The organism is Cellulosilyticum sp. ST5 (assembly GCF_046529625.1).
In the GTDB taxonomy this organism is placed as follows: Bacteria; Bacillota; Clostridia; order Lachnospirales; family Cellulosilyticaceae; genus Cellulosilyticum; species Cellulosilyticum lentocellum.
In genome coordinates this window covers 897,138-922,111 of sequence record NZ_CP132338.1, presented here as the reverse complement: position 1 = coordinate 922,111, position 24,974 = coordinate 897,138, and the positions used below count along the sequence as shown (strand labels likewise).

Sequence of the window (24,974 nt, the reverse complement as noted above, 5' to 3'; positions counted from 1 at the left end):
CCACCTGCTTATTCTTCTCCACTTATTACGATATTTCCTACTTTTATTTGTTCATTCACTTGCTTAACTGCATTAACGGTTTCTTCTGATAAATTGGGATTATTTTTAGGAATACCTACACCATTATTATTCACATTAAAGGTAAGCGTTTGTCCACCTGGGAATTTACCTTCTACCTCTGCTTTAATCATATCATAGGTTGCTTGGTCTAAATATTTAATTGCAGAAGTAAGAATAACTGATTTATTGTTTCCCGTTTCATAAATGCCATCCATATATTGATCCACATCTACACCAATCACCCAAGCATCTTCCCCTTTAGCCGCTCTTCCCTTTGCTTCAGTAATAACGCCTAAACCTACATCACCTGCAGCTGCAAAAATGGCTTTAACACCTCTATCATACATTTGTGCTGAAAGCTGTTGACCACCTGCTTTATCGTCAAAACTACCTATATAAATAATATTTTCATCCTTTAAGGAAATATGCGTTTCTAAATGCTCATTGGCATAAAGAATGCCTTGTGCAAAACCACTCTTATATCTTTTTACAGAAGGAATTGCCATTCCTCCTATAAAACCAAAGTCACCTTCTTTTATTTGCCTAGCTGCTGCAACCCCAGCTAAAAAGCCTGCTTCTTGTTCTGCAAAATAAATAGCTACTGTATTATTGCCTACCTCTACGCCCCCATCATGATCACGTGGAGACCCATCTATTAATACAAACTTCGCATCCGGATATTTCATTTGAGCAATATAAATAGCTGTCTCAAATTTATAACCGGGTGTTACAATAAATCTATAGTCTGCATCATACAAATTGGCAATTTGCTGTAAATAATCTGCTTCTGTTGCACCATTAGGCTGTAAGTATTTAGTTTGTTTTACTGTATCTTTAATCCCTTCCCATGTCCCTTGGTTAAATGAACGATCATCAATTGTTCCTGAATTAGTAACCATCCCTACACGAAGATCTGTATCTAGCATTTGAAACTTCGAGGACTTTTGAGAGGATGTCCCACTTCCACAACCTACTAATAAACTTATGGTAAGCATACTGCCAAATAGCATACTCAAAAACTGTTTTTTCATTTGATACCACCACCTACTTCATTGATTATTATAGTACGCATCACACTAAACTTCGTACCTTTCCTATTTTCTATTGTAGTAGTATTTACACGAACCTAAAAAATATACTAATAATCTGCTTTTGTTAAAACAACAAAAGAGTTAGCCTCCATGAGACCAACTCTTTTGTATTTAGACTTTAAGTTCACCTAATTCTTCTCTAAAATGCTATTCCTAATATAAGTAAGTATTTATTTAACTTTTATCTAGACCCACATACCTTTACTTTTAATAATTTTTCTATATCATATAAATGTTCTTGACATAGAATCCGATAATGAATCCAACCACCATCACCACATGGATATTTATTATCTATATAATCCTGTGTGTAACTAAGCATTTCCCCATACATAGCTTCAAATTGCTTATTCGATAATCTAAGCATAACAGTCAAAGCTCCTGCTTCGGCAAAAATATCACAGATAAGTTTTTGCTGTTTTCGATGAGTAATGCTCCAACCATATTTATTTCCATATGGAAAGCGAATTTCTGTCCGAGTTCCAAGTTTTTCTACAAGATAATCATTAACTTCCTCAAATAAATTTCCGTTTACGCCGCAATAAGTATTCATTTCCTCAATAGTAGGTATCCTACTTTTATCAAGCATTCTCTCAAACATAAGTACCTCCTTAGAATTCCTATTTAGCTCATAGCCTATCTAATAGAAACAAGCTTTTTTGTGTTTTGTTAATGATCCAGCTTTTCTGGGCTATAAAGCATCTATATTTAATACAATATTATACCCCTCTAAATACATGGTCAATTAAATAAATTCACATTTCAAGCATCATAAAGAGGAGTAAGGCTTCTAAGTACTATCCTAGTTTGCTTGCGCATTTCATTAACGAATGACGCTCAATACATCAATAGTATTTTAGATTAAGAGTCCAATTTTTAAATAAATTTAGTACATTATATAAATTAAATTCATGAAAACTTATTGATGCTCAATTATTTTATAAAATTAATTTCATTATGTTCATTAAATAAACCTATGTAGTAGGTGTCAAGTAGGTGTAAAATAGCTTGCAACCATTTAAGGCTACAAGCTGCTATAAAAACAAATTAATTTATATACTTATCTTTTAGGTTGTTATGATATACTATATTAAAAACAAGGAGGATTTTACAATGATTGACTTTAAAAATTCAAGTTTTCTTAAACTTAAGCCAGTTAATCCAAACGAAGGATTAAGTTTAGTACAACCTATGCTTATAGACAGTGAGGAAATCTTTGCAACATTTAAAACTGTGAGAGATATGGTTGTCTTTACTAATAAGCGTGTAATTGCTGTTAATGTGCAAGGTATTACAGGATCAAAAAAGGATTTTACTTCTTTACCTTATAGTAAGGTACAAGCATTCTCTGTAGAAACAGCTGGTGCATTAGACTTGGATTGTGAAATAGATTTATGGTTTAGTGGATTAGGAAATGTAAGATTTGAAATTAAGGGTAATTTTGATATTCGTTCATTCAATAAACTTATTGGACAGTACGTTCTGTAATAAACTCTATAATTTTTAAAAAGGTAGCTAAATAGCTACTTTTTTTATTGTATAAAATATCTTGTAGTAAGTCATAAAAAGTTAGTTACATTGATAGTCAATACATTAATCGCATTTTACTACTAATATACGTACTACAAAGTATTCTACAATATATATAGTAAATACGTTATTTTTAATACTAAAATATATAATAATATATTATAAATATATTATTATTGTAGTTTGTAGTATATTATATATAAAGCCTTGATAGTCAATGTAACTAGCTGACTACTAACGTGCCACTAACATTATTTATTGTAAACTAATCAGTATCAAAGCTTTGATATGACTTGCTACTAATATTTTTATAGTTTACACCTCCTTATTTCCTATAAAAAGCAATAAAGAAGTCAGAATCACTCTGACTTCTTTATTGTATATATCCATTGTGCCATTCGCTCAGCACCCTTATTGCTTCTCTCTATATAGTCCATATTATTTTTTAGGCTTTTCTGGAATTCTAATTCTGTAATAGTAAATTTATAGTTGCCCGGTTGTTTAATCGTATAGGATTGATTTTCCATAGTCGCTTGCTTAGCTTTCGCACTAATATTAAAGTTTGGTGCTATTATTGCATACGCTACAGCCCCAGCACAAATACATATGAGCACTACAGTTGTGATTATCCATTTTTTCATATTGGTCCCTCGTATATTTCTAAATATTAAATATATTCTATACCGCTTATTTACTATATGCAAATAAAAAAGGCTATATTATCTGTAACCCAAACTAATGATAATATAATTATTCCGACTATAATCTAACTATCTTTTTACAAAAAAATAGACCATGTTGCCATGATTTAAAGAAAAAATATACACCTAAGTCTACTGCCTAGGGAGGGCAATAGACAAATCCCTTGGGGAAGTTATATTGAATACATGCTTATCACAGAACAAATGTTCGATATTGTAGAGAGTATTTTGTCATTTTATGAAAAAATAGAGCCAAGTTTTCACCTAGCTCTACCAAACTATCTTTTTATTATATCTAGTTATTCTATTTCATTAAATTTTTCCACAATTTTGTTAGCATCTGCATTAATTACATATAGCACCAGATTATCTTTTACAACTGTTTGAGAATTTTTAACTAACTCATATTGTTCTGGTAGATACCTACTCCATTGCTCATCTAAAGCTTGTTGTCTTTTTTCTATCCCTGCCTTAATTGCATCTATATCTTTTTTATCTTTTAATTCAAAAATAGCAATCTCTGATACTGATGCTCTATTCATACCCATTTCTATATGGTGACTTGCAAGAAGGCTTGTATCAATGCCATATGCATCCTCAAGAATTGTATCATCCATTGTCATGCTCATTGGTACCTCTAATCCCTCTACTACTGTAAAATAAATCTTGTCAGATGCTGATGATTCTTTTTCACCTATTATTTCTTCGTCTGTAATATCATCGACAGCATTTTCACCTTCAGTTACTAGACCTTGATTTTGTTCTTCAGCTTCTACCGAAGAGTTTATATCTATATTAGGTGTTTCTACTTTTTTACCACATCCTATAAGTATTACTCCTCCAATTGACAAAGCCATCACTAATATTAAAAGTTTTTTACTTGTTTTCATTTTTTCCTCCTAATATCATTTCTTACTTAATATTTGACGTAGGACAACGGCTTATGTTCCACCAAAATTAAAGTCTTGCATATTTTTATATTATAAATATTTCCATAAAAATAGGACCAAGATTACACCTGATCCTATCTAAAACTATTCTTTTATTATTGTAATTTAAAAGTTTTACTTACTTTATCTTTTCCTAAAACTTCATTTATTTCAATTATAACGGGAGAATTATCTTTTATAATAAAAGCAGTTCCATATTCAAGTAGCCTTCCACTTATTACGTATCTGAATTCATGGTTTTCTGAGTCAATTGTTATTGTAGTCTCCAACTCAATTCCGTTTTGATAAGGCTTTTATTGAGTAAAAATTTTCATATGGAGCTGCCGATTCATCTCTATTACCATGTGCTAGACTTGGGTAGCGTAATTAGTTCCTGTGACATAACCTGTAACTCCTTTACTGTCCCTAAACTATCATTAGTACTTACACTTATTTTAGCTACTTTAAGCTTCAAGTCTAACATTTCGTTTTTCTTTTTAGTGTCTTGTTCATCAATTGGTGCTTTCTGTCTATCTATGCTTGATGTTCCCTATACTTCATCTTTTTTCTAAAAGCTTCTATTTTAGCATCTATTGATTTTTCATATTCAGCCAACTCTAATGCTTTTATATGAGCAATTTCTAAGGCATTAGCCAACACTGGGTCCCTCATAGGAAATTCCACTGCTAAGGTACACCTATGCTACAAGGCTATTTGAAAATAATGTGCCGCCCAAAATAATACAAGCATTAATGGGACATAGTGATCTAGCTACTACAATGAATATTTATACTCATATAATGCCAAAAGAATTAATAAACGACGTTCAATGTCTTAATAATATTCTAGGTTAATACTCGCATGTATTTGCCTATTTTTTTATATTTTTAAATTGCAGTTTGTTTTTTGCTACACACTTACTACACACAAGAAACGCAAAAGAGGTAAGCACTGTATCGATTGACACGCAATGCTTACCTCTTTCAATTAATGAGCCATCTGGGACTCGAACCCAGGACCCTCAGATTAAGAGTCTGATGCTCTACCAACTAAGCTAATGACCCATAGTAAGTTTCGGAAAATGTTTCCTGTTCTTGACTACATATGCTATTATAGTGATTTTGTTGCTACTTGTCAACCGATTTTTTCTATAAATTTATTTTTATTTACATAAATATAAATTTGTATTACTTAAAAATCGTAGGATAGCCTTCGGCTCTTCCTACGATTTTTAAGTAATATATCTTATTTTCTATACTTTTTAAGCTTACTATTAAGCACTTCTACCTCTTTATTTAGTACACTAATTTCTGATTTAACACGTTCCATTAATGCTTCCTGCTCTTCTGTACTGCTAACACCTTCTTCTGTATAAGAAGCCGTACTTTGAGTAACACCTGCTACTTGCTCAATGACAGCATTAACTTTTGTCTTATCTTCATTCACCTTAGTAATAGCTTCATTAGTAATGGCAATTTTATCTACTACAACTTCTATACTTGTAGCCATTTTAGCAAATACTTGCTCTGCTGCACGTACAGCTTCTGTTTCATCTTCAGATACCATATTCATTTTATTCATAGCTGTTACAGCTTTCTCTGATTCTGCTTGTATATTGGCTACTAAATTTTTAATTTGTTCAGTAGAATTATGACTTTGATCTGCCAGTCCTCTAATTTCTTCTGCTACAACCCCAAATCCTCTACCTGCATCACCTGCGCGGGCAGCTTCTATGGCTGCATTTAAAGCAAGCAAATTAGTTTGTGAAGCAATATTCTCAATGGCATCTACAAATAATGTAATATCTTTCATTTTAGCTGTTAAAAAGGCTACTGTCTTAACAATTTCTTCTGTAGCTTGCACTGCACTGGCAGCACGTTCTTGTAATAAGCGAATAGAGTTTTTTCCCTCTTCATTTAATCCCTGAATCTTATCAGCTTCTACCATAATACCTTTGCAGTTTTCATACGCCACTGTAATCTCTTCTGATAAGGTCTCCATAAGTGCTTCCCCTGTTTGACTTTGAGCAGCTTGTTCATTAGCACCTTGGGCAATCTCTTGCATCATACTACTCATTTGAGTAATAGATTTCATTGCTTCATCTGTACTTTCAGCAACTTGATTGGTTGTAGTTGTAATTGTATCTACAATTTTAAAAGAGTCATCTACTAAATGACTGAATTCAGAAAAAATGACATTTACAGAACTAATAAGTTTCCCAAAAAATTTATTAGTTTGATATTTATCTAGATTTAAAAGTAAATGTAGGTTACCTTCTCTTATACTTTCAATATCTCCATTATATTGTTTAATAAACTTTCTAATAGGTAGTAATAATAGTATAACAATACCTGTAACGATTGCTCCTAAAATAACTGCTAAAAGTACTGCTTTTCCTATATTTCCAATAATCATGTATGAAACCCCTATAAATATAAGTACACTAATTAATAATGCACCTACTATAAAAGTCTTAAAATACTCTAGTGCTTTTCCCATAATGCCTGTTTTATTGTCCATATTGGTCATCCTTCCTCTTCCTTTTCTTTGCTTATTCACGTAATATTTATTATACTATAATTAATTTTTTAATTCAATTTTATATTTATATAACACTTGTCTTTTCTTATAATCTCACTCTTCTCTTTATTCTTTTAGGTAAAACGTAAATCGAAATCATTTTTATCTTATTATAAAAAAGACTCTAGAATGAGTTAATTTTCTCACCTAGAGTCTTCTATTTAATTTATGCTTTTTTAATTTGTTTAGCTTGTTTCACTTTGTTACCCTTTCTATGTGTAAACTCGTACCAAATTGGACTTGCTACAAAAATAGAAGAGTATGTTCCCGCTAAAATACCAATAATGAGTGGGAAAGCAAAATCTTTTACAGAATCTGTTCCTAATGCAAATAAGAGAATAACCATAACGACAGTTGTAAGTGAAGTTGCAATAGAACGACCTATTGTTTGATTAATACTACTATCCACCAATTCTTCGTTTGCCGCTGCATGGTCTTTTAAGCCCACTTTTTCTTTGTTTTCTCTTATACGGTCAAAAATAACAATCGTATCATTAATAGAATAACCTACAATAGTAAGCATTGCCGCAATAAAAGAGTTATTAAGTGGAATACGGAAAATAGCATATACACTTAACATCACAAGAACATCATGAGCTAATGCAATAACTGCACTTGTTCCAAAACGATAATCTTTAAAACGAAAACTAACATAGACTAAAATAAGTGCAATACCTACTACTACTGCTTTAATGGCCCCTACTTTAATATCTTTACTGATTGTTGGTGAAAAGTCTTCATCTCTTAAAGCAATATCATCTTTTAAATCATACTTTTCTTTAATGGCCTCGAAAAGCTCTTTTCTAGTTGAAGCATCTTCACGTGTCATAGTGATTAAAACACCTGTATCTCCTGCGGAAGTAATACGTGCACCTGTATTACCTGTTACTTCTTCTGTGATAGCTAGTAATTCACTTCTTAATTCATTATTAAAAGGACGTTCCATGTTCACTTGAATAAGAGAACCACCTGTAAATTCGATATCTTGATTAAAAGCACCTTGCCCTCTAACTGCATTCATTACCATGAAAACTAATCCAATAAGGATAACTATAATAGATATGGCATAATATTTTTTTCTATTCTGGATAACTTTCATCATTTAGGCCTCCTTTCCAAGCTTTTTGATATTGGTATAAAAGGATGGCTTTCTTAAGTCCATACCTACAAAAGCTTTAAGAAGACTACGTGTAATAACAAGGGCTGTAAACATAGAAATAACAATACCAATCATTAAAGTTGTTGCAAAGCTCTTAATAAGGCCTGTTCCAAAGAAGTATAATACAACAGCTGCAATCATTGTTGTTACATTTCCATCTAAAATCGCACTAAAGGCCTTACTAAAACCAGCATCTACTGCAGCTCTTACACCTCTGCCTAATGCGAGTTCTTCCTTAATACGTGCGAAAATAATAACGTTAGCATCTACTGCCATACCAATGGATAATAAAATACCTGCAATACCTGGAAGTGTCAAAGTAGCATTCAATGCCGTTAACGTTAATACCATTAAACCGACATAAAGGACTAACGCAATATCTGCTGCCACACCACACATCCTATACATTGCAACCATAAAGATTAAAATAATAACAAAACCAATGGCACCGGCTAATAAACTAGAGTTAAGTGCATCAATACCTAATTTAGCCCCTACACCTGTTGCGCTAATAGCTTCAAGTGTAAATGGTAATGCCCCTGCATTAATCCCATTAGCTAAATCCTGAGCTTCTTCAATAGTAAAGTTACCAGAAATAATGCCGCTTCCATCTGTAATATGGGCACTAATTTGAGGCATTGAAAGCACGGTTTCATCTAACATAATCAAAATAGTACTTCCAATATTATTAGCAGTAAAGTCAGAGAAAAGCTTTGTTCCTTCACTGTCCATTTCAATTCCTACAAAGTATTCGCCTGTTTGTGAATTTTGTCCAGCTCTTGCACTTTTGACATTTTTACCAGTTACAATCTCATTTCCTGACATGTCAATAAAACGAAGCATACCTGCTGCTCCAATTTCATCTACAGCTTTTTGTGGATCTTCCACACCTGGAATATCTACTCTTAAACGTTTTGTTCCTTCAATAGCAACTTCTGCTTCCGTATAACCTTTAGCATCCAAACGTTTTTGAATAAGAGCCTGTGCTGCTTCCATAGCAGATCTCAATTCTTCAGCTGACATGTCACCTTCTAGTTCTGGTTCATAAACAATATTAACGCCACCTTGAAGGTCTAATCCTAGTTTAATTCTGTTACTTTCAAAGAATCCTGATTTTTTCGTTGACGCTGAAGTGTCACCCTTTTCCCCTGCTACTTCTGCATTAGTAGCTTGATCAGTGTCATCAATACTTTCTCCTTGATCCTTTGTTTCGTCTGTTTCTGTATTATTTTCTTGTGCTACTTCATCTTTTGTTTCATTGTTAGTTGATGGTGTTGGACTTTCTGCACCTTCCTCCGACGTTTCTTCATTACTTGCCCCAGCAACTTGTTCTACTTTAGTAGATTGACCTTGTCCTACAGCAGTGCAAGCTATGTAAGCAAGTCCGCTAACACCTAAAATGATTACAATCATAATCACAAGTGTCAAGATACTGTTAAGCTTTTTGTTCTTGGCTTTCATTTCTTTTCCTCCTTTTCCCTAGGCGACACTACTACGATTATATAATTTGTATAAAATATAGTCAAATAAAATACGACATTTGTCGCTATTCCCAAGCCTTTACCCAAAAAATAAGGCCCATGTTTGAGACATGAGCCTTGTAAGCTTAAAATAATATTGTGCAATTTTAATTTTTTTATACTACTTTTTCTTAAGATAATTCTGCCTTAATCCCAATAGCACATTCTAGACGTTTCTTTTGAAGAGCACAACCAATTTCATATACATGGTGAATATCGCCATGGAAATTATACGAATTTGCTGCGCAACCACCACTACAGAAGAATTTAGCCCAACAAGACTTGCACTCATCTTTGCTATACACATTACATTTTTCAAACTTACAGCGCATTTCTAGATTAGTAACACCTTCATCTACTGTACCCATTTTGAACTCTTCCATTCCAACAAATTGATGACATGGGTAAAGGTCACCTTCTGGTGTTACAGCTAAATATTCTGTACCTGAACCACAACCAGCTAAACGTTTATGAATACATGGCCCACCTTCAAGATCCACCATGAAGTGGAAGAAATTAAAGCTATCTCCTTGTCTTGTTTGCTTTACAATATATTTAGCTAATTTTTCGTATTCTGCACACAAAGCTGGGATATCCCCTTCTTTAAGTGCATAATCCATTTCATTCGGTGCAACAACTGGTTCTACTGATACTTCTTTAAAGCCTTGCTCTGTCATATGCTTAACATCTTCTGAGAAATCTAAGTTATGGTGTGTAAAGGTCCCACGAAGGTAATATTTTTGATTACCTCTTTTTTCAACCAATTTCTTGAATTTTGGTAAAATCACATCATAGCTCCCCTTGCCATTAGCTGTTGGACGCATACGGTCATTTACTTCAGGACGACCATCTAAGCTTAATACCACATTATGCATATTTTCATTTAAATAATCAATAATCTCATCATTTAAAAGGACACCATTAGTGGTCATTGTAAATCTAAAGTTTTTACCTGTCTCTTTTTCACGTTCTCTGGCATAAGCAACTGTTTCTTTCACCATTTCCCAGTTCATTAGTGGTTCACCACCAAAGAAGTCAATTTCAATATTTTTACGGTGCTTAGAATTCTCAATAATAAAGTCAACTGCTTTTTTACCAACTTCAATACTCATAAGACTTCTATGACCGTGATATTCTCCTTCACCTGCAAAGCAATATTTACATTTCAAGTTACAGTCATGAGCCACATGAAGGCAAAGCGCTTTAACAACAGGTTCTCTATTTAAAAAGGCTGGGACTAATGTCTCATATTGGTCAGCTGTATAAAGCATACCTTCCTCTTTTAAGCTCATAAGTTCTTCATAAGCTTCATTGATTGCTTCTATTTCAAATTCTTCCTTATATTTTTCTATTAAAGCTTCTTTTGATAATTTTTCTGCTTCTTCCACTAAGATATATGCTACTTCATCTACTAAATGAATACTGCCACTATGAATATCCATTACAATGTTGGAATTTTCAAATCTAAACTTATGGATCATTGGTTATCCTCTCTTCTTCTATTCTCAATAATGTATAATGATGAACAAGAAACCGTAGCTCTTCCACGTTCCTTATTGATGCAAAATAAAAGCAGCGACACAGGGTCACTGCTGCATTACGAAATTATTTTTCGCAAGCTTGGTTTCCTACAGTACAAGATGTTTTACAAGCTGATTGGCAAGATGTTTGACATTCACCACAACCACCTTTTTTAGCACTGTTTGGTAAGTTTTTTGTGTTTAAAGTTTTGATATGTTTCATGATGCATCCTCCTTCTCATAACAAATCTTTTTTATTATAGCATAGTCTAGCTTTATTGCAAACTCCATTCTTTAACATCTAAAACTTTGTATAACTTGTTATAATTTTAGTTTCCTATTTGTTTTTTATCATCTATGTATCTTTACTTATGACAGTTAACAGAAATCATTCCTGCTATTGTGCTACTCATAATCACTAAAAGCGCAAGCATAAAAATAACACTAGGTGCTAAATGATTAAGTTTTTCAATAATGGTACCTAATACTAAAAAGATAATAAAGTAAAGTGAGCCACCAATTGCACCCCATTTATAGCCATTTTTGTTGTCAACTTTAGCTGTATCAAAGCCTGCAAGAAAAGCTGAAGCAATTACACCAAGGGTTACAATCCATACTTCAAACTTTGGTGAGGCATTGGTGTATGTAAGGATAATGGATGAGAACAAAATAAAAATGGCAGTTACCACATAAGCCATAATATTGGCTTTAACCATAGTGAGTACAGCTTGTGGCATATCCACTTCTACTTTTGCTTTATGTTTAGTCATCATGTTTCCTCCTTTTTACTTAAATCTATTAATATTTTACGTACATCTAGCCATAAGTATGATAAAATATTCATATAAAGGAGGTAAATCTATGAAATTAATTGATTTACACGTTCACTCAACTGCCTCTGATGGTACACTTTCACCACAAGAACTGGCTCTATATGCCAAAGCTAAAGGGTTAAGTGCTATTGCTTTAACAGATCATGATACCGTAGCAGGCGTTAATGAATGCATGAAAAAAGGTTTAGAAATAGGTGTTATTGTCATTCCAGGCATTGAATGTTCAGCTGATTATTATGGCAAAGAACTTCATATATTAGGTTATTATATTGATCCTGACTCCTCCGTTCTTCAAAATAAACTTAAAGAGCTTATCGATAGTAGAAGCAAACGTAATCTTAAAATGTTAGATAAGTTAACCGAATTAGGCTGTCCTCTGACACTAGAAGATTTAGAGGTTGATTGTGTTACTGATACTGTCTTCACTAGAGCTCATATTGCTAATGCCTTACTTCGCAAAGGGTATATTACAGAACGTAAAGAAGCATTTTCAAAGTATATTGGAAGTAACTGTCCTGCTTATATACCTCGTGAAAAATTTACTGTTAAAGCGTGCATTGATATGATTCATGAAGCAGGTGGGCTAGCTGTACTTGCTCATCCTATGCTATATGGATACAGTAGAGCAGATGTCACAAATCTCCTCCGTGGCTTAGCCATAGAAGGGCTTGACGGTGTGGAATGTGTTTACTCTACACATTCTAGTGATGATGTAGCTCACTTACTTCAAGTTTGCTTGCAGCTTAAACTTTTCCCAACAGGTGGTAGTGATTTCCATGGAGATAATAAACCTCAAATTGATCTAGGTTCTGGTTATGGCCATTTAAAAGTACCTTTTGATATTTTAGAAGCCATGCGTAAATGCTTAGGGATGTCTTATTAATGCAAAAAGGTGATATCAATACTTTTGATATCACCTTTTTGCATTATCTTTTGTCTTTTTTATCTTTAAGATAAGGTGCTAAACGTTCTGAATTTCTATAGACTTTGTAAAGTGCCTCAAAAACAAGTGGATGATATTTACCATTATCATTAATCCAAGCCCTTGCTTCGTCTTCTTTACATACTTCTATAAAAATTTCTCTATTCCCTTTAGCTCTTACTTCTTCTGCTATGCTTTTTAATGCCACATAGTCTTTAAATAAATCTATCTTTTCTTCAATCTTTAAGCGGTGAATAAGACGGTCTAAGCAATTGTCTCCTAATGTGTCTAATAGCATCTGAAAAGCCGCCACATCATTATATTGACTAACAAAAGTATCTCTTAATCCTTCTGCTATACGCCTATCTGTCTCTTTACCTTTTATGATTACGCTCACTGCTGGTCCCCGCTTTCGTTTATATTTTACTTTACCATTTTACATGATTTAACTATTTTTTTAAATACATCCAGACTTTTTCTGATTTGTATTTTATTTTAAAATAATCAAAATACAAAAACAAATTTATCCCTATTGATTATTTACAGCAATAAACACTATACATTTTTACCTATTTCGATTATGATAATACAGTAAAATGAACCATTGATCATAAGATAAAGGAGATGCAAATGAGCGTATTAACTGTAAAAAATGTAACCCACGGCTTTGGGGCACGTAGTATTTTAGAAGATGTTTCTTTTCGTCTACTCAAAGGTGAACACGTTGCATTAGTTGGAGCTAATGGTGAAGGTAAATCCACCTTTTTAAATATCATTACAGGTAAGCTTATGCCTGATGAAGGAAAAGTAGAATGGTCCAATCGTGTAACAGCTGGTTATTTAGATCAGCACTCAGTTTTAGAACCTGGAACTACTATAAGAGATAATTTACGTCTTGCTTTTAATCACCTCTTTGAATTAGAAACAGAAATGTTAGGTATTTACGAAAAGGTAGCCGAAGTAGATGAAACTGAAATGACTCGCCTAATGGAAGACGCTGCTGAAATTCAAAATATTCTAGATAGCAGTGGCTTTTATACGCTTGACTCAAAGATAGAAGAAGTTGCTCAAGGTTTAGGCCTGTCTGATATTGGTCTTGATCGTAAAGTAGATGAATTAAGTGGTGGTCAAAGAACAAAGGTCCTACTCACAAAGCTTTTACTTGAAAATCCAACCATCTTAATTCTGGATGAGCCTACTAACTATTTAGATGAAAATCATATTGAATGGCTTAAACGTTATCTACAAAATTATGAAAATGCTTTTATCCTTGTTTCTCATGATATTCCATTCTTAAATGAAGTATGCAACCTTGTTTACCACGTAGAAAATTGTGAGTTAACACGTTATGTAGGTAATTATGATGACTTTAAACGTATTTATGAACAACAAAAGCGTCAACAAGAACAAGCTTATGAACGTCAACAAAAAGAGATTGATAAACTTGAAGACTTTATCGCACGTAATAAAGCGCGTGTTGCTACAACTGGTATGGCTAAAAGCCGCCAAAAACAATTAGATAAAATGGATATTATTGAAAAAACTCATGAAAAGCCAAAACCTATTTTTAATTTCAAACCTTACAAAGCACCAAGTCGTTTCTTAATTGAAGCCGAAGACTTAGTTATTGGTTATGATGAGCCACTAACAAGTCCTTTAACTTTTAAGCTAGAACGCGGACAAAAAGTAGCTATTTGCGGTGTTAATGGTCTTGGTAAATCTACTTTACTTAAAACCCTTTTAGGCATTATTCCTTCCTTAGGTGGTAAAGTAGAATTTGGTGAAAATGTGAAATATGGCTACTTTGAACAAGAAGATAGTCGTGATAACAGTAATACCGCATTAGAAGAAATTTGGAACCTTTATCCTTCTATGAATAATCATGAGGTTCGTACAGCTTTAGCTAAATGTGGTTTAACAACTGAACATATTACAAGTCCAATGAAAGTTCTTTCTGGTGGTGAAAATGCAAAAGTTCGCTTATGTAAAATCTTAATGGAAGAACTTAATCTTCTGATTTTAGATGAGCCTACTAACCACTTAGACCCAGAAGCAAAAGATGAACTTGAAAAAGCTATTCGTGAATTTAAGGGAACTGTAGTTCTTGTTTGCCACGAACCTTATTTCTACCAAAGCTTTGTAACAGATGTATGGAATGTAGAAGACTGGACCACAAAAGTCATATAATCACCATTCTTCATTATTCATTCTTACTTTCTAATTGCTTCACATGATTCATCATAAAAATAGACTTACCCCTATGAGGTAAGTCTATTTTTATTAGCTAGCTTCAAATTGACTATTATAAAGTTGTGCATAGAAAGTACCTTGTTTTAAGAGTTCTTCATGAGTACCTTTTTCAATAATATCACCATCTTTCATTACTAAAATAAGGTCTGCATCACGAATCGTAGATAAACGGTGAGCAATAATAAAACTGGTTCTTCCTTTCATTAAGTTTTCCATAGCTTTTTGAATAAGCACTTCTGTACGTGTATCAACGGAGCTTGTGGCTTCATCTAAAATAAGAATTGTAGGGTCTGATAAAATAGCACGTGCGATGGTTAATAGTTGCTTTTGTCCTTGAGAAACATTACTTGCTTCTTCATTTAAAACCATGCGGTAACCATCAGGTAAAGTTTTTACGAAACTATGAACATGAGCTGCTTTGGCTGCTTCAATGACTTCTTCATCCGTAGCATCTTGTTTACCATAGCGTATATTTTCCATAATGCTGCCATTATACAACCACGTGTCTTGAAGTACCATACCAAATAAATCTCTTAAATCACTTCTTGTAAAGGCACAAATATCATGACCATCAATTTTAATCTTACCAGATTGTAAGTCATAAAAGCGCATTAATAGCTTCACGACTGTTGTTTTACCAGCACCTGTAGGCCCTACAATAGCTACCTTCATTCCTGGTTTAACATCAGCTGAAAAATCATTAATAATGATTTTGTCTGGATTGTATCCAAAATGAACATTTTCGAAGGTGACTTGCCCTTCTGGATTTTCTAATTTCACTGGCGTACTACTTTCTACACTTTCTTCTTCCTCTTCTAAAAAGGCAAATACACGTTCAGCAGCTGCTGCTGTAGATTGTAATGTATTTGAAATACTTGCAATTTGTGAAAGTGGCTGAGTAAAGTTACGCATATATTGAATAAAGGCTTGAATATCACCAATACTTACTGTATTTTTAACAGCTAAAACACCACCTAAAATACACACCAGTACATAGCCTAGATTACCTATAAAGCCCATAATAGGCATCATCATGCCTGATATAAACTGTGATTTCCACGCAGAATGATATAGAGTTTCGTTATATGCATTAAACTGCTTCATGGACTCTTCTTCTCCATTAAACGCTTTAACAACAATATGCCCCCCATACATTTCTTCTACATGCCCATTAATATGACCTAGGTATTCTTGTTGACTTCTAAAGTATTTTTGTGACTTTTTAACCACACCCATCACAAAGAACATAGAAAGTGGAATGACTATTAAAGCTGCTAATGTCATCAGCCAACTAATTCGAATCATCATAATGAGTACACCAATAACCATAGTTATAGAAGTAATAATTTGAGTTAAGCTTTGCCCCAAAGTTTGACTGACTGTATCTACATCATTTGTAATACGGGAAAGTACCTCACCATGAGTATGTGTATCAAAATATTTAAGTGGCATACGATTAATTTTTTCTGTAATATCATTACGTAGTTTATAAGTTACCTTTTGAGAAACGCCTGTCATTACCCAGCCTTGAATGTAACTAAATGCTGCTGATAGCAAATATAATCCTAGTAAAAATAATAAAATATTACGGATTTTAGTGTAGTCAATCACTAATTGACCAGTCTGCACAGCAGCCATAATGCCCTCTACTAAAACATTAGTGGCATCTCCTAATATAGAAGGACCATAAATAGAAAAGACAGTAGATGCAATAGCAAAAATCATAACCACTACAATTCCCACCATATATTGCTTTAAATAGTTGATTAATTTTTTCATGGTGCCTTTAAAATCATCTGCTTTTTCACCAGCACTCATGCCACCCATAGGTCCATGTCCACCCATAGGTCCTCTCGGTCTTTTATTTTCACTCATTGCCTAGTTCCTCCTTTGACAATTGTGATAATGCAATTTCCTTATACACCTCACATGTTTTAAGTAGTTCTTGATGTGTTCCTTTACCTACAACATGGCCCTCATCTAGAACAATGATTTGTTCTGCATGCATAATGGTACTAATACGTTGTGCAACAAGTAAAACCGTTGCATTGGTTACGTTTTTCTTAAGTTCTGCTCGAAGTTTAGCATCTGTTTTAAAATCAAGGGCAGAAAAGCTATCATCAAAAATATAAATCTGTGGTTTCGTTGCTAATGCTCTTGCAATAGAAAGTCGTTGCTTTTGTCCCCCTGATACATTGGTGCCACCCTGTGCAATCCCTGATTTCATTCCCTCTGGTTTTAAATCTATAAATTCTTTAGCTTGAGCAATGGTCGCTGCTTCTAAGAGTTCTTTTTCACTAGCATCCTTTTTGCCATAACCTAAATTACTTTCAATGGTTCCTGAAAATAAAATACCTTTTTGAGGAACATAACCAATTTGCTCTCTTAAGTCATGTTGAGAAATATCTCTAATATCCTTACCATCTAACAAAATACTACCTTCTGTAACATCATAAAAACGTGGTACCAAATTAATCAATGTGGACTTACCACTACCTGTTGCACCAATAAACGCAGTGGTTTCTCCTGGCTTAGCCACAAAGCTCACATCATGTAAAACAGGTTCCTCTGCTCCAGGATAGCTAAAACTTACATTTTTAAATTCTATAACACCTATTGCTTTTTCTATAGGTAAAGCATTGTTTTGATCTATAATAGTTAACTCAGTTTCTAATACTTCCGATACACGTCTTCCAGACACAGAGGCTCTAGGAATCATTATAAACATCATAGAAATAAATAAGAAACTCATAATAATTTGCATCGTATACTGCATAAAGGCCATCATATCTCCTACTTGAAGCTGACCTGCTCCTACGCGGTGTGACCCTACCCAAATAACTAAGACACTAATGAGATTCATTAAAAGCATCATAGCTGGCATCATAAAAGTCATGACACGATTAACAAATAAATTCACCTTCATTAAATCCTTATTCGCTTCATCAAAGCGCTTTTCTTCAAATTTTTGAGTATTAAATGCACGAATAACCAGCATACCTGATAAATTTTCTCTTACAATTAAATTCAGTTTATCAATTAAACTTTGTACTTTTTTAAAACGTGGTAATACAATAATAGAAATGACTACAATTAAGCCAATTAAAATAACCACAGCTAAAATAATAATCCATGACATCGATACATCTTTGGAAAGAGCTAAGATAATTCCTCCCACTCCCATAATCGGTGCATAAAACATCATACGAATCATCATTGTCACTAAGTTTTGAATCTGTGTGATATCATTGGTTGTACGTGTAATAAGAGAAGCTGTTGAAAACTTATCAAATTCTGCATTTGAAAAACTACTTACTTTTTCAAATACATGTCTCCTTAAGGTTCTAGCAACACCAGCACCTACCTTAGAAGCAATCAGACCTACCAAAATAGCTGCTATTACTCCACCTAATGAAATCAGAAGCATAACGCCTCCTGTTTGTAAAATAAAACCATTGTCTTTCATCAGTATCCCTTGATTAATAATTTTTGACATATAATCAGGTAACGATAAATCGCATATCGCTTGCGTAAATAATAAACCAACAGCTAATAATATATAGCCTATATAAGGTTTTAGATATTTTATAATCTTAAGCATAATTGTGCGTTCCTCCTTTTAGTTTGTTTGTCTAGACTTAAGACCTCTTTTTATAATGTCCATCTCAAAGCTAAAAATCTCTAGGCATTCTTCTTTACTGGTTATATCATTTAAAAACTGTGTAAGTAATCTAAATAATATCCCATTGAGCATTTTACTTAAGTATTTAAATTCCTTTTCAGATGCCAGCCCTAGCCTTTTTCGATCAATAGCTTCCATAACTGCTTTAAATTCTTCCATACAAGGATGCTCTTTGTGTGTAGGAACCATTCTATTTCTCATTTTCTCATTCATGCTCAAAAAGATATTTCTCTCTAAGTTTTTATTTTCTTCTGTACCCAGATGATTAATGTAGTCCTCGAAGAATTCCTCAACAGCACTTAAAAGGTCTCCCTCTTTTTGAATGACCTTATTCGTAAAAGAAACAAACTTCTCTTTTACCTCCTCTGCTGCTATTTGTGTAAATAAATCGTCTTTATCCTCAAAGTACTGATAAAAACTTCCCCTTGGTATATCTGCATCTTTAATAATACGTGCAATGGATGCTTCCGCCAAAGGCACTCTAGCAAACTCTTTTCTAGCTGCGGCGCTAATAAGCTCCCTTTTTTCTGGTGCTAAATTATAAAAAGTTTTCTTTGGCATTTTCTATCTCCTTTCTCCATGTCACACCGTCTCATTAAGTCAAGGTCTCATTACCTTATTTTCTCTCCCCAATTAATGTGACGATGTGTCATATTTCATTATTATATATGACACATTGTCACATTGCAACTTATTTAAACTTGAAAATCATTACAAAATAGTGTTTACCATTTTGCTATTTTTATTGCTTTTTACTAACTACTTTTATTTTTTCACAAAAAAATAAGATAACTTACCCAATCTTCTTCTTAAGTAAGCTATCTTATTTATTTATAGTCCCTCATTATAGTAGAGCCACACAATGTGACTATATCACTTCATTTATTTTCTTAATCATCATCAATGCTTGGTTATCATCTACTTCTAATTCGTCATGAATAAAACCTGGCTCAATGTAAAAAATACCTCTGCCATCTGGTTCATAACCTCTTTTAGCTAGTAAATGTTGGGCTGCTTCATAAGCTTCAGAAAGACCCACTCCTATAGCACAATACTGACTTTTAGCTGCTGCTCGTTTTTCTAATTCATCCATGAGTCTAGAGGCAATTCCTTGATTTCTAAAACCCTCTCTTACATGAAGTTCTTTAATAACCGGAATATGCTCTTCTTCTAATTCTTCATCATTCCAGTCTAGCTTAGCATAGCCAGCCAGTTCCCCATTATATAATGCTATAATGAGTTCGCTTTCACCTGAAAGCATTTCTTCGTAATAGGATGTATAAGTAGAATGGTTTGTATGCATAAAGGTCTTCTCTAGTAACTGACTATCTGCACTTTCCATATCTCTAAGTATAATATCCCCTTCAATATCCATTAGCTTCCTCCTATTTTTGTATCATACAACTCACATCTTTTATTATACCGGTTTTAGGTGATAATGCAAGTTATCCTAGCTAATCCCAATAAACTTTTCAATAACGTGTGCAACACCATCTTCATCGTTATTCTTAGTAATATAATCAGCAGCTTCTTTTACTTCATCAAAGGCATTACCCATAGCAACACCTAATCCTGCAAATTGAATCATATCTAAATCATTACCTGCATCACCTATACAAATCACTTCTTCTTGTTTAATGTGAAGATATTCTGCCAAGGCTTTTACACCAGTTCCTTTACTTGAAGCTTTATTTAAAAACTCTAAGAAAAAAGGTGCACTTCTTACAACTGTATACTTTTCAAAGATAGTCTGCGGTATTTTCTTAATAGCTTCTTCTAATACTTCTTCAGGATCAATGAACATAATTTTAATAATGTCTTCTTCCTCTGAAACCGTATCAAAGTTTACTTCATGTACCTCAATCCCATTGATGCGCCCTTCTAATTGTGAGTACTCATTCATACGTGGGGTAATGCAACCTTGGTTTGAAAAAGCATGAATGTTAACCCCGATAGTTTTTGACAAGGCGTAAAGTTCTTTTAAGTGGCTGCCTCTTAAAATATTCTTAGAAATAATCTCTTTCGTGCAAGCATTTTGAATCACGCTACCGTTAAAACTCATTACATAATCATCTTTTGAATCTAATTTAAGTTCTGTTAAATAACGTTCTAGCCCTTCTATGGGTCTACCAGAAGCTAATACAATTTTAACACCTTTTTGGACTGCTTTAGCAATCACTTTCTTTGTTCTATCTGAAATCGTTTTATCTTCTCTAAGTAAGGTACCATCCATATCTATTGCAATTAATTTATACATATTTTCAACTCCTATAATTTTCTATCTCCATTATAACAGTTTTTTCTTTGATTTTTAGTGGTAATTCTAACAAACTTTTCTCTTAGCTATCATTTTCTTACAGCTAATTCTCTAAAATCACCTCAAAATAAGGTACCTTTACTTTTAGTTGTTCCTCTAAAAAGGTTTTCATCTCTTGAGGTACGATTAGCTCACATTTTCTTGTAACAATACCTTTTCCCTTATAATCTACTTTTAAAATAAGCTTTTCTCCTCTTGTTACCCACCTATAAGCTACAATATTTTCCCAATTCATAGCGATGAACTGACGCTTACTTAGTAATCCTCCTTGAAGTAAACACCACATCGTATGAGGTGTATATTCTAATACATAATAATTAATTAAATACACCACAACTCCACCTAATAAGAGGTAACTATTTAGTTGACCCACAATACACCCAATGACAATATACCCGCTTATAGCCACTAATAAAATCCATGATAAATGATTGCTCATACTATGAAATACACCTAGCTTCTCTTCTACTACCCATTCTGCCACTTTACAAAGCTGGTTGTAGCGCTTTTCACCTTGCCTTTTACTACTTGCTATGGCTACTAAAAACAAAATGACAATAAAACCCAAAAGCATTTGATTCATGTTTTTTCCCCTTTACTTTGCTTAAAGTATGTAAATTATTCTTTTATTGTAATCTAACTTTCACACTTTGACAAATAAACAGGTTATACATTAGTCTGTTGCCATAATTTCTAATCCTTCATAAATAGTATCTATAATACTCTCAAAAGAACTTCTTACCCCTTTGACATCCCCAGGTAAATTGATAATAAGAGTATTTCTTCTAATTCCTGAAACACCTCTAGAAAGCATGGCTCTAGAATTATATTGTAAATGATAACTTCTTAAAGCTTCACTAATACCTGGCACTTCTTTATCTAGTACACCTTGAGTGGCTTCTGGCGTAATATCTCTTTTTCTAAAACCAACACCACCTGTTGTTAAAACAAGGTCAACTTTTAAATCATCACAAAGCATAACTAAAGCTTCTTGAATGCGATCAATTTCATCTGGTATAACAATATAGTATTTGATTTCAAACCCTCTATCCTTTAACATAAAATCTAGTAAATGACCACTTTCGTCCTCCTCTTTACCGCTTGCTAAACCATCACTCGTTGTAATAATCCCTGCTGTAAATACTTTTCTTTCTTCTTTTTCTTTTTTCTTTGCTTTATTTTTTCCCATTTCCTTTTCCCCCTTGTTATGATCTGAAAAACAACAAAGGCGAGAAAGAGACGCTACGTATAGCATTCTTTCTCGCCTTTGAGATATTCATATATATTTTAGTATTGTATGCTTATTATTCCAAATTGTCAATACTGTTTTATAACAATAAATGACCTTACACTAGGTAAGGCCATTTATGCCGCCAATATCGTTGCTTTATTTTACTCTTTATCCAAGCACAACTTCTACTTGGTGAGTCTTACCATCTTTAAAGTCAGGGATGATATTACCATTAATAACCTCACCATCTACTACTAAGCTCTTTACGCCTTTTGATACATGGTTTGGATTTTGGATGCTAATTTCATAGTTAGCACCTTTAAATTCTCTCATAATCTTATAACCATCCCATGCTTTTGGAATACATGGATCCACTTTTAAGCCTTTATAATCTGGTTTAATACCAAGAATCCATTGTGAGATAGTGATAAAATTCCATGCTGCTGTTCCTGTAAGCCAAGAGTTCTTAGCTTCACCATGACGAACAGCATCTTTACCTGCTACCATTTGAGAGTATACATATGGTTCTGTTTTATGAATATCGCTCTTTTCTTCAAGGTAAGCTGGTGCAATTTTCTTATAAACTTCAAAGGCGCGATCTCCACGACCAATAACTGTTTCAGCACAAGCAATCCATGGGTTATTATGGCAGAAAATACCTGCATTTTCTTTATAACCAGCTGGATAAGTAGAGATTTCTCCCATTTCAATGTGATAAGTTGTAAATGCTGGATTATTAAGAACTATACCATATTCTGTATCTAATCTTTCTTTAACAGAATTAAGTGCTTTTTCAGCTTCCCCTGTTTCTGCTCCTACACCTGCCATGACACAGAAACCTTGAGATTCAATAAAAATCTTACCTTCTTCATTTTCATTACTTCCGATTTTATTACCATAGAAATCATATGCACGAAGGAACCATTCTCCATCATACCCATGTGCTAGGATATTCTTCTCCATCTTTTCAACTTCAGCAGTTGCACGAGTAGCTTCTGCTTCATTGCCAATTTCTTTACAAAGTGCTACATACTCTTTACCGATCATCACATACATACCAGCGATGAAAACGGATTCTGCAACACCACCTTCTTGATTTTCTGTTGTTTGGAAAGACTCTCCTGGTGTGTTAGAGAAACAGTTAAGATTCAAACAGTCATTCCAGTCAGCACGACCAATTAGTGGAAGACCATGAGGTCCAAGGTTATTGGTAACATGATCAAGAGATACTCTTAAGTGATCAAATAAAGTGGCTTTGTTATTTTCATCATTATCAAATGGTACCATTTCTTTAAGAATATCTAAATCACCAGATTCTTTGATATAAGCAGTTGTTCCTAAGATTAACCATAATGGGTCATCGTTAAAACCACTTCCGATGTCATTGTTACCTTTTTTAGTAAGTGGTTGATATTGATGATAGCAACCACCATCTTCAAATTGAGTAGACGCAATATCAATGATTCTTTCTCTCGCTCTTTCTGGAATTTGATGAACAAATCCAAGGAGGTCTTGGTTAGAATCTCTAAATCCCATACCACGGCCAATACCTGATTCAAAGTAAGAAGCACTTCTTGACATATTGAAAGTAACCATACATTGATATGGGTTCCAGATATTAACCATACGATTTAATTTTTCATCATCACTTTGTAAGGTGTAATGAGAAAGCAGTTTATCCCATGAACCTTTAAGTGCTGCAAAAGCTGCTTCTACAGCTTCATCAGTTGCAAAACGAGACATTAATGCTTCTGCTGGTTTTTTATTAATGATTCCTTTAGACTCCCATTTTTCATCTTGTGGATTTTCAATATAACCTAAAGTGAATACAAATACTTTTTCTTCTCCTGGTGCAAGCTCTACATTGATTTGATGTGCTGCCACTGGTGACCAACCACTTGCTACAGAATTTTTACATTCACCCTTCATGACGCTGTCTGGTGCTTCAAAACCATTGTAAAGACCTACAAAGCTGTCACGGTCTGTATCATAACCATCTACAGGTACGTTAACAGAATAGAAAGCATAATGATTCCTTCTCTCTTTGTACTCTGTTTTATGATAAATGGTACTACCTACAATTTCAACTTCACCTGTACTAAAGTTTCTTTGGAAGTTAGTTGTATCGTCTTGTGCATCCCATAAACACCACTCAATGAATGAAAACAACTTAAAGTCCTTTTTAGCATCAGAAGTATTTTTTATTTTAAGTCTATGTATTTCAGCATTTTCACCATTTGGCACAAAAGCAAGCTGCTCTACACGAATGCCATTTCTTTCTCCTGTGAAAATAGAATAACCTAAACCATGACGGCACTCATAAAAATCTAATTCTTTCTTTACAGGCTTCCAAGTATGTGACCATACATCACCATTATCGTTAATGTAGAAATAACGACCACCATTATCAATAGGCACACTATTATATCTGAATCTTGTTATTCTTCTAAGCTTTGCATCTTTATAAAAAGAATAGCCACCACTAGTGTTAGAAATGAGTCCAAAAAAGGCTTCGCTTCCTAAATAATTAATCCATGGATAAGGTGTTTGTGGGGTAGTAATAACATATTCTCTTCTCGCATCATCAAAATGACCATATTTCATAGACGACTCTCCTCGCTTCTTCAGTTTATTATTTCCTAAGCATAA

Annotated in this window: 25 protein-coding genes and 1 tRNA gene; 4 read left to right on the top strand and 22 right to left on the bottom strand. The window is 33.6% G+C overall.

What is annotated here, in order from left to right; translation table 11 throughout:
- Positions 1 to 8: 8 nt before the first annotated feature.
- Together QTL86_RS04560 and QTL86_RS04555 are read right to left on the bottom strand one after the other, a co-directional pair.
- Positions 9 to 1,091: a BMP family lipoprotein gene (locus QTL86_RS04560; protein ID WP_410496645.1), complete on the bottom strand. Its 1,083-nt coding sequence runs from the start codon at positions 1,089 to 1,091 to the stop codon at positions 9 to 11.
- Between the two features lie 241 nt (positions 1,092 to 1,332).
- Positions 1,333 to 1,752, bottom strand: coding sequence for a DUF3788 domain-containing protein (locus tag QTL86_RS04555; protein ID WP_410496644.1), 420 nt, complete (start codon positions 1,750 to 1,752; stop codon positions 1,333 to 1,335).
- A 512-nt stretch (positions 1,753 to 2,264) separates the two neighbouring features.
- Between QTL86_RS04555 and QTL86_RS04550 the strand changes: the two genes are divergently transcribed.
- A complete protein-coding gene (locus tag QTL86_RS04550; protein ID WP_127066976.1) occupies positions 2,265 to 2,639 on the top strand; it encodes a PH domain-containing protein in 375 nt (124 codons plus the stop codon).
- A 401-nt stretch (positions 2,640 to 3,040) separates the two neighbouring features.
- Here the strand turns inward: QTL86_RS04550 and QTL86_RS04545 are convergent, their stop codons facing one another.
- The 4 genes from QTL86_RS04545 to QTL86_RS04530 all read right to left on the bottom strand — a co-directional run bounded on the left by QTL86_RS04545 (position 3,041) and on the right by QTL86_RS04530 (position 4,983).
- Positions 3,041 to 3,322 (bottom strand): hypothetical protein, encoded by a 282-nt coding sequence (locus QTL86_RS04545; RefSeq protein WP_410496643.1) that lies wholly within the window; start codon positions 3,320 to 3,322, stop codon positions 3,041 to 3,043.
- Between the two features lie 359 nt (positions 3,323 to 3,681).
- On the bottom strand, positions 3,682 to 4,272 hold the full coding sequence (locus tag QTL86_RS04540; protein WP_410496642.1) for a DUF4358 domain-containing protein: 591 nt from the start codon (positions 4,270 to 4,272) through the stop codon (positions 3,682 to 3,684).
- Positions 4,273 to 4,669: 397 nt separating this feature from the next.
- Positions 4,670 to 4,795 carry a hypothetical protein gene (locus QTL86_RS04535; RefSeq protein ID WP_410496641.1) on the bottom strand — a complete coding sequence of 42 codons (126 nt, stop codon included), beginning with the start codon at positions 4,793 to 4,795 and terminating at the stop codon, positions 4,670 to 4,672.
- 50 nt (positions 4,796 to 4,845) lie between these two features.
- Positions 4,846 to 4,983: a hypothetical protein gene (locus QTL86_RS04530; RefSeq protein ID WP_410496640.1), complete on the bottom strand. Its 138-nt coding sequence runs from the start codon at positions 4,981 to 4,983 to the stop codon at positions 4,846 to 4,848.
- A gap of 53 nt (positions 4,984 to 5,036) precedes the next feature.
- Here QTL86_RS04530 and QTL86_RS04525 point away from each other — a divergent pair, with 53 nt between their 5' ends.
- Positions 5,037 to 5,165: a hypothetical protein gene (locus QTL86_RS04525; protein ID WP_243118604.1), complete on the top strand. Its 129-nt coding sequence runs from the start codon at positions 5,037 to 5,039 to the stop codon at positions 5,163 to 5,165.
- Positions 5,166 to 5,302: 137 nt separating this feature from the next.
- On the opposite strand, the gene QTL86_RS04520 is transcribed toward QTL86_RS04525, so the two are convergent.
- From QTL86_RS04520 to QTL86_RS04490, 7 genes are all read right to left on the bottom strand, one after another.
- Positions 5,303 to 5,375, bottom strand: a tRNA-Lys gene (locus QTL86_RS04520).
- 181 nt (positions 5,376 to 5,556) lie between these two features.
- A complete protein-coding gene (locus tag QTL86_RS04515) occupies positions 5,557 to 6,831 on the bottom strand; it encodes a methyl-accepting chemotaxis protein (RefSeq protein ID WP_410496639.1) in 1,275 nt (424 codons plus the stop codon).
- A 226-nt stretch (positions 6,832 to 7,057) separates the two neighbouring features.
- Complete coding sequence (gene secF / locus QTL86_RS04510; protein ID WP_041713001.1) at positions 7,058 to 7,993, bottom strand: protein translocase subunit SecF; 936 nt, start codon at positions 7,991 to 7,993, stop codon at positions 7,058 to 7,060.
- A complete protein-coding gene (gene secD / locus QTL86_RS04505) occupies positions 7,994 to 9,511 on the bottom strand; it encodes a protein translocase subunit SecD (protein ID WP_410496638.1) in 1,518 nt (505 codons plus the stop codon).
- A 190-nt stretch (positions 9,512 to 9,701) separates the two neighbouring features.
- The gene (scfB, locus tag QTL86_RS04500) at positions 9,702 to 11,051 is read right to left on the bottom strand and encodes a thioether cross-link-forming SCIFF peptide maturase (protein ID WP_410496637.1); all 1,350 of its coding nucleotides are present in this window, start codon (positions 11,049 to 11,051) and stop codon (positions 9,702 to 9,704) included.
- 124 nt (positions 11,052 to 11,175) lie between these two features.
- Positions 11,176 to 11,313, bottom strand: a complete 138-nt coding sequence (scfA, locus tag QTL86_RS04495) for a six-cysteine ranthipeptide SCIFF (protein WP_013657560.1) — start codon at positions 11,311 to 11,313, stop codon at positions 11,176 to 11,178.
- Between the two features lie 142 nt (positions 11,314 to 11,455).
- Complete coding sequence (locus QTL86_RS04490) at positions 11,456 to 11,860, bottom strand: TIGR04086 family membrane protein (RefSeq protein ID WP_013657561.1); 405 nt, start codon at positions 11,858 to 11,860, stop codon at positions 11,456 to 11,458.
- A gap of 91 nt (positions 11,861 to 11,951) precedes the next feature.
- Here QTL86_RS04490 and QTL86_RS04485 point away from each other — a divergent pair, with 91 nt between their 5' ends.
- On the top strand, positions 11,952 to 12,806 hold the full coding sequence (locus tag QTL86_RS04485; RefSeq protein WP_190283355.1) for a PHP domain-containing protein: 855 nt from the start codon (positions 11,952 to 11,954) through the stop codon (positions 12,804 to 12,806).
- Between the two features lie 43 nt (positions 12,807 to 12,849).
- Here QTL86_RS04485 and QTL86_RS04480 read toward each other — a convergent pair whose 3' ends face one another.
- Positions 12,850 to 13,242, bottom strand: coding sequence for a hypothetical protein (locus QTL86_RS04480; protein WP_410496636.1), 393 nt, complete (start codon positions 13,240 to 13,242; stop codon positions 12,850 to 12,852).
- A gap of 233 nt (positions 13,243 to 13,475) precedes the next feature.
- Here QTL86_RS04480 and QTL86_RS04475 point away from each other — a divergent pair, with 233 nt between their 5' ends.
- Entirely contained in the window at positions 13,476 to 15,032 is a 1,557-nt protein-coding gene (locus tag QTL86_RS04475) for an ABC-F family ATP-binding cassette domain-containing protein (protein ID WP_410496635.1), read from the top strand.
- 93 nt (positions 15,033 to 15,125) lie between these two features.
- On the opposite strand, the gene QTL86_RS04470 is transcribed toward QTL86_RS04475, so the two are convergent.
- The 8 genes from QTL86_RS04470 to QTL86_RS04435 form a co-directional block, all read right to left on the bottom strand.
- Complete coding sequence (locus tag QTL86_RS04470) at positions 15,126 to 16,970, bottom strand: ABC transporter ATP-binding protein (RefSeq protein WP_410496634.1); 1,845 nt, start codon at positions 16,968 to 16,970, stop codon at positions 15,126 to 15,128.
- Positions 16,963 to 18,696, bottom strand: a complete 1,734-nt coding sequence (locus QTL86_RS04465; RefSeq protein WP_410496633.1) for an ABC transporter ATP-binding protein — start codon at positions 18,694 to 18,696, stop codon at positions 16,963 to 16,965. Before QTL86_RS04465 ends, QTL86_RS04470 begins: the two co-directional genes overlap by 8 nt.
- An 18-nt stretch (positions 18,697 to 18,714) precedes the next feature.
- Positions 18,715 to 19,338, bottom strand: a complete 624-nt coding sequence (locus QTL86_RS04460) for a TetR/AcrR family transcriptional regulator (RefSeq protein WP_410496632.1) — start codon at positions 19,336 to 19,338, stop codon at positions 18,715 to 18,717.
- Between the two features lie 307 nt (positions 19,339 to 19,645).
- On the bottom strand, positions 19,646 to 20,152 hold the full coding sequence (locus tag QTL86_RS04455) for a GNAT family N-acetyltransferase (RefSeq protein WP_013657568.1): 507 nt from the start codon (positions 20,150 to 20,152) through the stop codon (positions 19,646 to 19,648).
- 75 nt (positions 20,153 to 20,227) lie between these two features.
- A complete protein-coding gene (gene yidA / locus QTL86_RS04450; protein ID WP_127067033.1) occupies positions 20,228 to 21,034 on the bottom strand; it encodes a sugar-phosphatase in 807 nt (268 codons plus the stop codon).
- A gap of 103 nt (positions 21,035 to 21,137) precedes the next feature.
- Complete coding sequence (locus QTL86_RS04445) at positions 21,138 to 21,677, bottom strand: hypothetical protein (RefSeq protein ID WP_410496631.1); 540 nt, start codon at positions 21,675 to 21,677, stop codon at positions 21,138 to 21,140.
- A 90-nt stretch (positions 21,678 to 21,767) separates the two neighbouring features.
- Positions 21,768 to 22,283: a molybdenum cofactor biosynthesis protein B gene (locus QTL86_RS04440; RefSeq protein ID WP_127067035.1), complete on the bottom strand. Its 516-nt coding sequence runs from the start codon at positions 22,281 to 22,283 to the stop codon at positions 21,768 to 21,770.
- 210 nt (positions 22,284 to 22,493) lie between these two features.
- Positions 22,494 to 24,929 carry a GH36-type glycosyl hydrolase domain-containing protein gene (locus QTL86_RS04435; RefSeq protein ID WP_410496630.1) on the bottom strand — a complete coding sequence of 812 codons (2,436 nt, stop codon included), beginning with the start codon at positions 24,927 to 24,929 and terminating at the stop codon, positions 22,494 to 22,496.
- Between the last annotated feature and the right edge of the window lie 45 nt (positions 24,930 to 24,974).

Coding starts and splice junctions, on each gene's coding strand:
- QTL86_RS04440 (WP_127067035.1), bottom strand. CDS start 22,283: ATGGGAAAAAATAAAGCAAAGAAAAAAGAAAAAGAAGAAAGAAAAGTA.
- QTL86_RS04490 (WP_013657561.1), bottom strand. CDS start 11,860: ATGACTAAACATAAAGCAAAAGTAGAAGTGGATATGCCACAAGCTGTA.
- QTL86_RS04545 (WP_410496643.1), bottom strand. CDS start 3,322: ATGAAAAAATGGATAATCACAACTGTAGTGCTCATATGTATTTGTGCT.
- QTL86_RS04475 (WP_410496635.1), top strand. CDS start 13,476: ATGAGCGTATTAACTGTAAAAAATGTAACCCACGGCTTTGGGGCACGT.
- yidA (WP_127067033.1), bottom strand. CDS start 21,034: ATGTATAAATTAATTGCAATAGATATGGATGGTACCTTACTTAGAGAA.
- scfA (WP_013657560.1), bottom strand. CDS start 11,313: ATGAAACATATCAAAACTTTAAACACAAAAAACTTACCAAACAGTGCT.
- QTL86_RS04560 (WP_410496645.1), bottom strand. CDS start 1,091: ATGAAAAAACAGTTTTTGAGTATGCTATTTGGCAGTATGCTTACCATA.
- QTL86_RS04535 (WP_410496641.1), bottom strand. CDS start 4,795: ATGTTAGACTTGAAGCTTAAAGTAGCTAAAATAAGTGTAAGTACTAAT.
- QTL86_RS04455 (WP_013657568.1), bottom strand. CDS start 20,152: ATGGATATTGAAGGGGATATTATACTTAGAGATATGGAAAGTGCAGAT.
- QTL86_RS04530 (WP_410496640.1), bottom strand. CDS start 4,983: ATGAGGGACCCAGTGTTGGCTAATGCCTTAGAAATTGCTCATATAAAA.
- QTL86_RS04460 (WP_410496632.1), bottom strand. CDS start 19,338: ATGCCAAAGAAAACTTTTTATAATTTAGCACCAGAAAAAAGGGAGCTT.
- QTL86_RS04555 (WP_410496644.1), bottom strand. CDS start 1,752: ATGTTTGAGAGAATGCTTGATAAAAGTAGGATACCTACTATTGAGGAA.
- QTL86_RS04540 (WP_410496642.1), bottom strand. CDS start 4,272: ATGAAAACAAGTAAAAAACTTTTAATATTAGTGATGGCTTTGTCAATT.
- QTL86_RS04485 (WP_190283355.1), top strand. CDS start 11,952: ATGAAATTAATTGATTTACACGTTCACTCAACTGCCTCTGATGGTACA.
- QTL86_RS04515 (WP_410496639.1), bottom strand. CDS start 6,831: ATGGACAATAAAACAGGCATTATGGGAAAAGCACTAGAGTATTTTAAG.
- QTL86_RS04435 (WP_410496630.1), bottom strand. CDS start 24,929: ATGAAATATGGTCATTTTGATGATGCGAGAAGAGAATATGTTATTACT.
- scfB (WP_410496637.1), bottom strand. CDS start 11,051: ATGATCCATAAGTTTAGATTTGAAAATTCCAACATTGTAATGGATATT.
- QTL86_RS04465 (WP_410496633.1), bottom strand. CDS start 18,696: ATGCTTAAGATTATAAAATATCTAAAACCTTATATAGGCTATATATTA.
- secD (WP_410496638.1), bottom strand. CDS start 9,511: ATGAAAGCCAAGAACAAAAAGCTTAACAGTATCTTGACACTTGTGATT.
- secF (WP_041713001.1), bottom strand. CDS start 7,993: ATGATGAAAGTTATCCAGAATAGAAAAAAATATTATGCCATATCTATT.
- QTL86_RS04550 (WP_127066976.1), top strand. CDS start 2,265: ATGATTGACTTTAAAAATTCAAGTTTTCTTAAACTTAAGCCAGTTAAT.
- QTL86_RS04445 (WP_410496631.1), bottom strand. CDS start 21,677: ATGAATCAAATGCTTTTGGGTTTTATTGTCATTTTGTTTTTAGTAGCC.
- QTL86_RS04470 (WP_410496634.1), bottom strand. CDS start 16,970: ATGAGTGAAAATAAAAGACCGAGAGGACCTATGGGTGGACATGGACCT.